The sequence below is a fragment of the Sphingopyxis sp. genome (assembly GCF_035565275.1).
Taxonomy (GTDB): domain Bacteria; phylum Pseudomonadota; class Alphaproteobacteria; order Sphingomonadales; family Sphingomonadaceae; genus Sphingopyxis.
The window spans coordinates 1-10,150 of record NZ_DATMST010000312.1; the positions used below are offsets into that span (position 1 = coordinate 1).

General features: G+C 65.0%; 11 protein-coding genes and 1 pseudogene. All 12 read right to left on the bottom strand.

Annotated features, from left to right (window positions below; all coding sequences use genetic code 11):
* A pseudogene (locus VN047_RS20635) lies at positions 1 to 462 on the bottom strand (hypothetical protein); the annotation flags it as partial.
* 114 nt (positions 463 to 576) lie between these two features.
* Positions 577 to 1,065 (bottom strand): GAF domain-containing protein, encoded by a 489-nt coding sequence (locus tag VN047_RS20640; protein WP_325546028.1) that lies wholly within the window; start codon positions 1,063 to 1,065, stop codon positions 577 to 579.
* On the bottom strand, positions 1,065 to 3,218 hold the full coding sequence (locus tag VN047_RS20645) for a prolyl oligopeptidase family serine peptidase (RefSeq protein WP_325546030.1): 2,154 nt from the start codon (positions 3,216 to 3,218) through the stop codon (positions 1,065 to 1,067). Before VN047_RS20645 ends, VN047_RS20640 begins: the two co-directional genes overlap by 1 nt.
* Positions 3,219 to 3,317: 99 nt before the next feature.
* Positions 3,318 to 4,409, bottom strand: coding sequence for a saccharopine dehydrogenase family protein (locus VN047_RS20650; RefSeq protein WP_325546032.1), 1,092 nt, complete (start codon positions 4,407 to 4,409; stop codon positions 3,318 to 3,320).
* Entirely contained in the window at positions 4,402 to 5,073 is a 672-nt protein-coding gene (locus VN047_RS20655; protein ID WP_325546034.1) for a DUF4166 domain-containing protein, read from the bottom strand. The genes VN047_RS20650 and VN047_RS20655 overlap by 8 nt, the downstream gene beginning before the upstream one ends.
* 10 nt (positions 5,074 to 5,083) lie before the next feature.
* Positions 5,084 to 5,650, bottom strand: a complete 567-nt coding sequence (locus tag VN047_RS20660) for a GbsR/MarR family transcriptional regulator (RefSeq protein ID WP_325546035.1) — start codon at positions 5,648 to 5,650, stop codon at positions 5,084 to 5,086.
* A gap of 458 nt (positions 5,651 to 6,108) precedes the next feature.
* On the bottom strand, positions 6,109 to 6,531 hold the full coding sequence (rplQ, locus tag VN047_RS20665) for a 50S ribosomal protein L17 (protein WP_325546037.1): 423 nt from the start codon (positions 6,529 to 6,531) through the stop codon (positions 6,109 to 6,111).
* Positions 6,532 to 6,639: 108 nt separating this feature from the next.
* Entirely contained in the window at positions 6,640 to 7,698 is a 1,059-nt protein-coding gene (locus VN047_RS20670; RefSeq protein ID WP_325546039.1) for a DNA-directed RNA polymerase subunit alpha, read from the bottom strand.
* 104 nt (positions 7,699 to 7,802) lie between these two features.
* Entirely contained in the window at positions 7,803 to 8,192 is a 390-nt protein-coding gene (rpsK, locus tag VN047_RS20675; RefSeq protein WP_003040416.1) for a 30S ribosomal protein S11, read from the bottom strand.
* Positions 8,193 to 8,297: 105 nt separating this feature from the next.
* The gene (gene rpsM, locus VN047_RS20680; protein ID WP_325546041.1) at positions 8,298 to 8,666 is read right to left on the bottom strand and encodes a 30S ribosomal protein S13; all 369 of its coding nucleotides are present in this window, start codon (positions 8,664 to 8,666) and stop codon (positions 8,298 to 8,300) included.
* A 223-nt stretch (positions 8,667 to 8,889) separates the two neighbouring features.
* Positions 8,890 to 9,675, bottom strand: coding sequence for a 3'(2'),5'-bisphosphate nucleotidase CysQ (locus tag VN047_RS20685; RefSeq protein WP_325546043.1), 786 nt, complete (start codon positions 9,673 to 9,675; stop codon positions 8,890 to 8,892).
* A gap of 11 nt (positions 9,676 to 9,686) precedes the next feature.
* On the bottom strand, positions 9,687 to 10,150 hold a 464-nt coding region (locus tag VN047_RS20690), incomplete at its 5' end, for a metallopeptidase TldD-related protein (protein WP_325546045.1).

A 10,150-nucleotide genomic window follows, 5' to 3' on the forward strand; every position in this document is an offset into this window, starting at 1 on the left:
GCCCGCGGTGCGGTTGCCGCGGCCGGCTATGCGGTTGCCGGCGATGCCACCCACGACACCCCCGGCAACCGCGCCGCCCACTGTGCCCCCCCGGCCACAGCGGCGTTCCATTTCGTCGTCGTAACGCGGGTCATACCCGCCACGATAGGCGTGATCATATTCGGGCGGCGGCGGATAACCGGTGCCGCGGCCATCGACCGTGCCTTCATAGGTGCCGTCGTAGCGGCGGCCGTCGGGCGCTTCATAGGTGCCGTTCCACGTGCCGGTCCAGCGGCCCTCGGCATCATAACCCTCGACGCGGCGATATTCGACCTCGCTCGGCACGCGGTCGGGATAGCCGGTATAGACGCGAACGTCGGGATCGGCGGGAACGCCATAGTCGAGCGCGGGCTGTTCGGCGCTCGCTCGCCCCGCCATCAACAGCGACCCCGCGGCCAGACCCAACAACACGAACGCGCGCATGACAAACTCCCTGTTCCCTCGGCCTGAACCGATTGGTTAACAGTTTGTTAGCAAAATTAACGCCGCATCGCGAATCCGTTAACCCTGAAGAATCTGTCCCGATTTGGGTCGGCGTTAAGGTACGAGCGCCGACGCGATGCGGGCGACCAGCGCTTCGGCACCGGCCTGATCGTCGGCGGTGAATCTCGCGGGTAACGGGCTGTCGAGGTCGAGTACGCCGACCAGCCGGTCGTTCGCGATCACCGGAACGACCAGCTCGCTACGGCTGTCAGCGTCGCAGGCGATGTGACCCGGAAAGGCGTGGACGTCATCGACGCGCTGCGTGGCACGTAGCCGCGCCGCTGCGCCGCACACACCTTTATCGAGCGCGATGCGGATGCATGCTGCCTTGCCCTGGAACGGCCCGAGCACGAGCTCGGCCCCGTCGAATCGATAGAAGCCTGCCCAGTTGAGGTCGGGGATCGCCTGCCAGATCAGCGCCGCGACATTCGCCATGTTGGCGATACCGTCGGGCTCGCCCGCGACGAGGGCGGCGGCGGCATCGCCCGCCTCGGCCCAGAGTTCAGCCGAATCGGTTGCGGAGAAGGAAAGGGCAAAGGACATTATTTGACCTCGAGACCGGTCCACTTCGCCGCGAAGGCATATTTGTCGGCTGCCTCGGCGATGATCTTGTCGGTCGGCTTGCCCGATCCGTGGCCGGCACGCGTTTCGATGCGGATCAGGTGCGGCTTGTCGCCGACCTTCGCATGCTGGAGCTGCGCAGTATATTTGAAGCTGTGCCCCGGGACGACGCGATCGTCGGTGTCGGCGGTGGTCACCAGAACGGCGGGATAAGCCGCTCCGTTGCGGATATTGTGATAGGGCGAATAGGCGAACAGGTTCTTGAAATCGTCTTCCTTCGACGGATAACCATAATCGTCGACCCAATAGCGGCCGGCGGTGAAACGGTCGAAGCGCAGCATGTCCATCACGCCGACCGCGGGAAGCGCCGCGGCGAACAGGTCGGGGCGCTGGTTGGTGACCGCGCCGACGAGAAGGCCGCCGTTCGATCCGCCCTCGATCGCGACCTGCCCCTTGCCCGCGATCCCTTGCGCGATCAGATATTCGCCTGCGGCGATGAAGTCGTCGAAGACATTCTGCTTTTTGTCGAGCCGGCCGGCGTCGTGCCACGCCTTGCCATATTCGCCGCCGCCGCGCAGATTCGCGATCGCGAGCACGCCGCCCTTGTCCACCCATGCGAGCCGCGTCGGCGAGAAGGCGGGGGTCATCGACACATTGAAACCGCCGTAGCCGTAGAGCAACGTCGGCGATCCCTTGCTGCGGTCGAGGCCCTTTTTCATCACCACGAACATCGGCACTTCAGTGCCGTCCTTCGACTTGTAGAAGCGCTGCTCGACCGTGAAATCGGCAGGTTTGAAGGTCAGCTTGGGCTCGGCGAAAATCTCGCTCTTTCCGGTCCGGGTATCGAAACGGTAGATCGTCGTCGGCCGCGCGTAGCTGGAGAAGGCATAGAAGGTCTCGGGATCGCTCGACTTGCCGCCGAAACCCGATGCCGATCCGATATCGGCGAGGTTGATGTTGGCGACCGGCTTGCCGTCCAGCGCGACCATCTGCGCTTCCGACTTGGCGTCACCGAGGTACGAGAGGATGATCCGGTTGCCGACGCGCGAGGCGCCGACGAGCGTCGCTTCATTCTCCCCGACCAGCTCGGTAAGCGCGCCCGGCTTGCGGATGTCCATCGACACGATCCGCCCGCGCGGCGCATCCTTGTTGGTCACGAAGGTGAAGCGCGTGCCCTCGTTGGTCACATATTCCCAGTTGTTCGCGTAATCGTCGACCAGCACGACCGGCTTCGCGCCGGACTTGCCCGTCGGATGCAGCGTCAGGCCATAGCGTTCGTCGGTTCCTTCGGACGAGACAACGAGCAGATATTTGCCGTCGTCGGTAACGATCGCGCTGTTGTTGAGCTTTGGCTTGTCGGGCGTGGCGTGGATCAGCACGTCGGCGCTTTGCGGCGTGCCGAGCTTGTGGAAATAGACGCTGTGATTTTCGTTGAGTGACTGGAAGGCTTCGCCTTCCCCGGGCTCGGGGAAGCGCGAATAATAAAAACCGCTGCCGTCCTTCGCCCAGTCGAGCGCGGAGAATTTGATCCAGCGGATCATGTCGGGAAGATCGCTCCCGGTCGCGACGTCCATTACCCGCACGACGCGCCAGTCGGTGCCGCCGTCCTGCACCGAATAGAGGAGATATTTGCCGTCGTCCGACGGATTCCATTCGGCGAGCGCGGTCGCGCCGTCCTTGGCCCAGAGGTTCGGGTCGATCAGCACGCGGCCTTCGCCCTTCAATCCCTCGCGGACGTAGAGCACCGATTGCGGCTGGAGCCCGTCGTTGCGGGTATAGAAATAGCGGGAACCCGCCTTGGTCGGCAGGCCGAAGCGTTCGTAGTTATAAAGCTCGGTCATCCGCTTCCTGAAGGCGTCGCGGCCGGGCAGCGCCTTCAGATAGGCGTCGGTCACCTTGTTCTGTGCGGCGACCCAGTCGGCGACCTTCGGATTGACGCGCACATCGTCTTCGAGCCAGCGATAGGGATCGGCGACATCGACCCCGAATTGCGGATCGACCGTATCGCCGCGAACCGTGTCGGGATAGGCGAGCGCCGGAACCGGCGCGGCTGCGTCGCCGGCCGCCCATGCCGTTGCCGGGGCCGTCATCAGCAGGGCCAGCGCCAGCGGCGCGGACAGGGTTTTGCAGGGCATGGCAAGGCGATCCTCATTGGTTCCGGGTGAAATTATCGTGCGTCGATATGTAAGCATCGACAAGGGGCGGGCAAGAGGTTTCGGTGCCGCGAACGGGCGTCAGACGCGGTGGGTGGTTATTCCGAGGCGTTCGAAGTCGGCGTCCCATTCAGCGAGCGTCAGAAGGCCCGTACAGGCCCGGGCACCCGGCGCTGGCGGGCGACCGTCGCGAAACCGGCGCAGCATCGCGAGCGCCGCGAGCGTGGGAACATAGGGTCCGCGGTTGCCGTCGGCGCGGAGGGTCCAGCGGGCTTCGCGCGGTTTGTCTCCGGCGTCGCGGCCGTCGATGACGATGTCCATCGCGCCGACGTCGCTGCCAAAAGGCAGGAGCCATTTTGCCATCGCGAGCAACGGCCGGGCCGCGGGGCCGAGGCTGGCAATCCAGCCCCGGCGGACCGGAAACGCGAGGAGTGCGAGACCGAGATGCAGGATCGACAACTCCATGCCCGCGAAGAATTCGGCGCTCTCTTGCGGGCGATAGCGTTGCACGAGCAGATCCTGCTCGGGCGTATCGCATACGCTCGCCCATCGCGTGCCGACGCCCGGAACGGTCCAGCGATGCGTCATTCCCCAGCCGGGAACGTTCGTCCAGCGCGCTTCGCGCCAGACGCGCGCCGGATGGCCGACATAGGAGAGGATCGCCTGCACCACCGCCAGCCCGCGCGGGGCGCGATTGCCGGGAAAGATACCGATCCTGATCCGGTCGATGCGTCGCCAGCCGTCGGTCAGCGTGTCGATCGCGGCATGCGACAGGGCCGGGATCGAACTTGCGCCCGTCGTGACGCTGACCCCGGCCGCTCGGGCATCGGCATCGTGCCGGCCGATCGCCGCGACGAAGGCACGCCCGTCGGCGAGATCTACATAGTGGACGCCCGCCGCGACCGCGGCCTCGATCACCGTGGGCGCGGACGCCTGAAAAGGCCCAGCGGCGTCGATCACCACGTCGAAGCCCGCGAGATCGGGGGCGACGAGCCGCTTGCGATCGAGCGCGCGGACGGGCAAGCCGCCAAGCCGTGCGGCCAGTGTTTCGAGTTTTTTGCGGTCGCGGGCGGCCAGCGTGAGCGCGATTCGCGGCTCGCGCGCCGCGAGTTCGGCGAGCCGGCTACCGAAGACACCCGTCGCCCCGATAACGAGGACGCGCAGGTCAGGCATCGCGGAACACCGCGTGCTGGTTCAGCAACTCGCCGAATAGCGGATGCACGACCCTGAGATCGAAGGCGAAGCGTCCGTTACCCAGATGCTGATGCGTCACCGCCGTGGCGCCGGGGGCCAGCCAGTGCGGCAGGCGAAGGCGCAGCCCCGCGATCTGCCAGAAATAATGATCCGACGAAAAGATCAGCGCGTCGGCCTCCGCCCGCACCGTGAGTGCCATGCCGAAACCGCCGCCGATATGTTCCTCGAGCCCCGTCGGGCCTGCGAAGCTTTTCGCGCTGTGGATGACTTGCGGATGTCCTTTCGCGCGGCCGTAAAGCCGCGTCCAGCACTGTCCACCGCTGGCGCGATCCTCCGACACCGCGACCGCGGCGGGTGCAGGGCCGCTCACGTTCGTCGGCAGCGGCGCACCGATCAGGCGGCAGAACTGCGCGAGCAGCCAGCCGGCGCGGGACAGGCGCGTCCACACGATCTCGCCAGCATAGGTCGTGACGCGCTGGTCGAACAGGCGCTTGGAAAAGCGCCGGCGAATATCCTCGGGAAGCGCATTCCATGCGTGGGGGGCGACGAGGCGGCGAAAGCGATAGTCGTAGAGCGCATCGCCGCCATCGCGGGCGACGGTGGAGGCGAGGGGTGCCGTGTCGGCTTTTGGTTCGCGCAGCATAGCCCGTCTCCTATCTTGCGTCCTTGCCGCCGTCTTTCCCGCGACCGGGGCGCCAGTTGATCAGCTTCGTCACCCCGGCACCGAGCTTGATCAACCGCATCAGCGCCGGTTTGGGCACGTCCAGCATCTCGTCGTGCCAGCGGCTCATCGTCGTCACGAAATCGAGCATGTCGGCGAGGCGCGCCCTGGCGCTGTCGCTGAGCGCGGGATCATGCGCCGCGCGCGCGACGCAGACCTTGAGCGCGGCCTCGGCGGGATCGATCTCGCGCGCCTTGCGGCCGGCGGCGATGCGCGTGACCATTTCCCATATGTCCTTTTCGGCGGTGAAATGGTCGCGCCGGTCGCCGAGCAGAGGGACGCGTTCGATCAGTCGCCAGCCGAGCAGTTCCTTGATTGAATTCGAGACGTTCGAGCGCGCGAGTCCCAGCATCTCGGCGATTTCTTCGGCGTGGAGCGGACGATCGGAAACGAACAGCAAGGCGTGAATCTGCGCAACCGACCGGTTGACGCCCCATTGCCCGCCGAGGTTACCCCAATGAAGGATGAACTCGGTCGTTGCGGGGGACAGCTTCGGCATTTGTTCTATAATTTCTGTCATAACAGAAATATCGGATGAAAGGGATGCGGGGTCAAGCCCTTTTCGAGTGCCAAGGGAATCCCTTGAAAGAGACGGCGTCAGCTGACGACCGGTGTGGCCCCAAGCTCCCCCCTGTGGCGAAGCCATGGGGAGGTGGCAGCGCGCAGCGCTGACGGAGGGGCTTTGACGCGCGGTCGCGGGCCCCTCCACCATCGCTTCGCGGTGGTCCCCCTCCCCATCACTGCGCGACAGGGAGGATATCTAGCATCGTCGTCCCGGACTTGATCCGGGATCTATGACTTCAGCGCTGCGATGGATCCCGGATCACGCCCGGGATGACGAAAGTGGGGGTGAGCTAATGTCCGCTCACCACCTCAAAAGCCGCCGTTATCTCGGTATGAAAAAGGGCGGCCATCCTTCCGGATGCCGCCCTTGATCTTTTAACGAAGAGGCGAAGCTCAGGCTTCGGCCATCTCGTCGTCATACTGCTCGACGGGACCCGAATCCTGGCCCTTGGCATCGACGTCGCGGTCGACGAATTCGATGACGGCCATCGGTGCCGCGTCCGAGGCGCGGATGCCGGCCTTGATGACGCGGGTGTAGCCGCCGTTGCGGTCCTTGTAGCGTTCGGCGAGGACGTCGAACAGCTTCAACAGCTGGGTGTCGTCCATCAAACGGCTCATTGCGAGGCGGCGGTTGGCAAGGCCACCGCGCTTGGCCAGCGTGACGAGCTTTTCGATATAGGGACGCAGTTCCTTCGCCTTCGCGACGGTCGTCGTGATCTGCTCGTGCTTGATGAGCGAGGCCGACATGTTGCGGAACAGGGCCGTGCGATGCGCGCTCGTGCGCTGCAGCTTCCGGCCACCCGATTTATGACGCATAATCCATTCCTTCGTTTGTCAGAGGGGCCGTTCGAGGTACCCCAAGCCAGGTCGATTGCGGGCCGACCCCTTCCCGTTGGTGGCCCCGGCCGAAGCCGGGGCGCAAGATCAGCCGAGAAGTTCCTGTTCGAGCTTCTTGGCCATTTCCTCGATATTTTCCGGCGGCCAGCCGGGGATGTCCATGCCGAGGCGCAAGCCCATCGACGACAGCACTTCCTTGATTTCGTTCAAGGACTTGCGGCCGAAGTTCGGGGTGCGGAGCATTTCGGCTTCGGTCTTCTGAACGAGGTCACCGATATAGATGATGTTGTCGTTCTTGAGGCAGTTGGCGCTGCGGACCGACAGTTCGAGCTCGTCGACCTTCTTGAGAAGGAAGCGGTTGAGCTGGTTGACGTCCGATTCATCGGCGGTGGTCGACGGAGCCGCCATGCCGATGAGCCCGCTGTCGTTCATCGCTTCTTCGAAGTGGACGAAGACCTGGAGCTGGTCCTGGAGGATGCGCGCGGCGTAAGCGACGGCGTCTTCCGGGGTGATCGTGCCATCGGTTTCGACGGTCAGGTTCAGCTTGTCATAATCCAGCTCCTGGCCGATGCGGGCATTGTCGACCTTGTAGGCGACCTGGCGCACGGGCGAGTAGAGCGAGTCGACCGGGATCAGGCCGATCGGCGCGTCGATCGGACGGTTGGCCGTCGCGGGGACGTAACCCTTGCCGGTGTCGGCAACGAGTTCCATGTTCAGCGTCGCGCCGTCGTCGAGGTGGCAGATGACGTGGTTCGGGTTCATCACCTTGATGTCGCCCGACACCATGATATCGCCGGCCTTGACGGTCGCTGGACCGGTCGCCGAAAGCTGAAGACGCTTCGGGCCTTCGCCTTCCATCTTGAGCGCGATCTGCTTCACGTTGAGCACGATGTCGGTGACGTCTTCACGCACGCCGGCCAGGCTCGAGAATTCGTGGAGCACGTTCTCGATCTTGATCGACGTGATAGCCGCACCCTGGAGCGACGAGAGCAAAACGCGACGCAGCGCGTTGCCGAGCGTCAGGCCAAAGCCGCGCTCGAGCGGTTCGGCGACGAAGGTCGCCTTGCGCTTGCCGTCGCTGCCAGCCTTGATTTCCAGGTTGCTGGGCTTCTTCAATTCCTGCCAGTTCCGGATATTGACAGTCATAGACTTCCCTTTGCTTTGGGCGGGACAGGCAGGGGTCGGCTGCCTGTCCAGCGAGGATTTTTCTGCGGGCGGCGCCCCGGCGGTGAGGCGCGCCCGAAAAGACGTCAGACGCGGCGGCGTTTGGCCGGGCGGACGCCATTGTGCGGGATCGGCGTCACGTCGCGGATCGACGTGATGTGGAAACCGACCGCCTGCAGGGCGCGGAGGGCCGATTCACGACCGGCGCCGGGGCCCTTGACTTCGACTTCCAGCGTGCGGACGCCGTGCTCGGCGGCCTTCTTGCCGGCGTCTTCGGCGCAGACCTGCGCCGCGTAGGGAGTCGACTTGCGGCTGCCCTTGAAGCCCATCATGCCGGCGCTCGACCAGGCAATCGCATTGCCCTGCGCGTCGGTGATGGTGATCATCGTGTTGTTGAAAGTCGCGTTGACGTGCGCGACACCCGACGAAATATTCTTGCGTTCGCGCCGACGAAGACGCTGCGGTTCACGAGCCATGAGTAATTCCTAACCTAATCCTGAATGGCCGGTGGCGGGCGGTTCGCCGCTGCCCCGGCAGGGGAAAGAAACAAGGAAGCGCGTCCGGGATGGACGCGCTCGACCTTATTTCTTCTTGCCGGCGATCGGCTTGGCCTTGCCCTTGCGGGTGCGCGCATTGGTGTGCGTGCGCTGGCCGCGGACCGGCAGGCCCTTGCGATGACGCAGGCCGCGATAGCAGGCAAGGTCCATCAGGCGCTTGATGTTCATCGCGGTGTTACGGCGAAGATCACCCTCGACCGTGTGGTCGGCGTCGAGCGTTTCGCGGATCTGCAGGATTTCGGCATCCGAAAGATCCTGAACGCGACGCGTGTGGTCGATGCCCAGCTTGTCGGCGATGTCGACGGCGGTCTTGCGACCGATGCCGTGGATGTAGGTGAGCGCGATGATCACGCGCTTGTTGGTGGGCAAATTGACGCCCGCAATACGTGCCATTGGGTACTTTCTCCTGCTCCACAGGGCCGGTGGCAATCGGCCCCATCTCAAAGCGTCTGAATTTCCAACGCAAAAAGCGGACCACGATGCGCAGGCGCGCTTCGCCGTCCGGTCAAGATGTCGGAATGCAGGCGCAACTAAGGTGAGTCGCCCCGATTGTCAAGCGAAGTGCGGTGGATTGCCGGGGTTTCCACGTTGCGGAAACGTCCGGCACCGGTCAAGGCTAGGATGTAAGAGCGACGGCGCGATCGTGCAACCGGCCGACGACGGCCGCGTGGATTCCCGGGGCACAGGCGATGACACCAAACGCTTGCGCACGCGGGGTGTTGAAGGCCAGAGGCGCGCCGAAGGCGTCTGTTACCGTCGCCCCTGCTTCGCTCGCGATCAGCGCCGCGGCGGCAACATCCCATTCGAAACCCCAGCGTAGCGTCGCGACGAGGTCGGCGCGGTCGTCGGCGACGAGCGCCATGCGCAGCGCGATGCTGTTCGGCTTGGTGACCATCACAAGGTCGCGGTCGATCTTCGGCAGGCTGTCCGCGGGTACACGCGCGCCGTCGAAGGACGTGCGGCGGCTGGCCTGCAACGGCTCGCCGTTGAGGAGAGCGCCCTTGCCGCGCTGCGCGACCCACAACTCGTCGAGCGCGGGGGCGTAGAGTACGCCGAGTTCGGGCGCGCCGTCGATCACGAGCGCGACCGACACGCACCAGCCGGGGCGGCCGCGGATGAAGTCGCGCGTGCCGTCGATCGGATCGACGCACCACATCGCGCGGCACGACAGGCGGTCTTCATTGTCGGCGGTTTCTTCCGACAGCCAGCCGGCTTCGGGCACCATCGCGCCGAGCACCGCTTTGAGCCGCGCATCAACCGCAAGATCGACGTCGCTGACCGGATTGTCGTGCGACTTGTGCCAGACATTGACCGCTTGCCCTTCGCCGCGCCAGCGCGCCATCGCCATGTCGCCGACCTCGCGGGTCGCGGCGATCACGGCTTCGAGGTTGCGGCCGGGCAACGCTGCCGGTCCTAGCTGCTCGCGACGGTCATGCCGTCGATGCGCAACGTCGGCGCATTGGTGCCGTGGCGGAATTCGAGATCGTTCGCGGGGACGAGAGCTGCAAACATGTCGATCAGATTGCCTGCGATGGTGAATTCGGCGATCGGCCCTGCGATCGCGCCATCGCGGATCAGGAAACCCGACGCGCCGCGGCTGTAATCGCCGGTCACCGGGTTGACGCCCTGGCCGATCAGTTCGGTGATATAGATTCCCTCGGCAACGCCATCCATGAGGGCGGCAGGCGTAAGCTGGCCCGCCGCAAGGTGGAGGTTGCTCGCGCCGACCCCCGATGCGCCACCGCCGCGGCTCGCATGGCCGGTCGGCGTCAGACCGAGCTGTTTCGCCGAAGCCGTGTCGAGCAGCCAGCCGGTGATCTTGCCGTCCGCGACGATGTCGCGCGGCGCGGTCGGCAAGCCTTCGCCGTCGAAGGCGC

Coding starts and splice junctions, on each gene's coding strand:
- VN047_RS20640 (WP_325546028.1), bottom strand. CDS start 1,065: ATGTCCTTTGCCCTTTCCTTCTCCGCAACCGATTCGGCTGAACTCTGG.
- VN047_RS20645 (WP_325546030.1), bottom strand. CDS start 3,218: ATGCCCTGCAAAACCCTGTCCGCGCCGCTGGCGCTGGCCCTGCTGATG.
- VN047_RS20650 (WP_325546032.1), bottom strand. CDS start 4,409: ATGCCTGACCTGCGCGTCCTCGTTATCGGGGCGACGGGTGTCTTCGGT.
- VN047_RS20655 (WP_325546034.1), bottom strand. CDS start 5,073: ATGCTGCGCGAACCAAAAGCCGACACGGCACCCCTCGCCTCCACCGTC.
- VN047_RS20660 (WP_325546035.1), bottom strand. CDS start 5,650: ATGCCGAAGCTGTCCCCCGCAACGACCGAGTTCATCCTTCATTGGGGT.
- rplQ (WP_325546037.1), bottom strand. CDS start 6,531: ATGCGTCATAAATCGGGTGGCCGGAAGCTGCAGCGCACGAGCGCGCAT.
- VN047_RS20670 (WP_325546039.1), bottom strand. CDS start 7,698: ATGACTGTCAATATCCGGAACTGGCAGGAATTGAAGAAGCCCAGCAAC.
- rpsK (WP_003040416.1), bottom strand. CDS start 8,192: ATGGCTCGTGAACCGCAGCGTCTTCGTCGGCGCGAACGCAAGAATATT.
- rpsM (WP_325546041.1), bottom strand. CDS start 8,666: ATGGCACGTATTGCGGGCGTCAATTTGCCCACCAACAAGCGCGTGATC.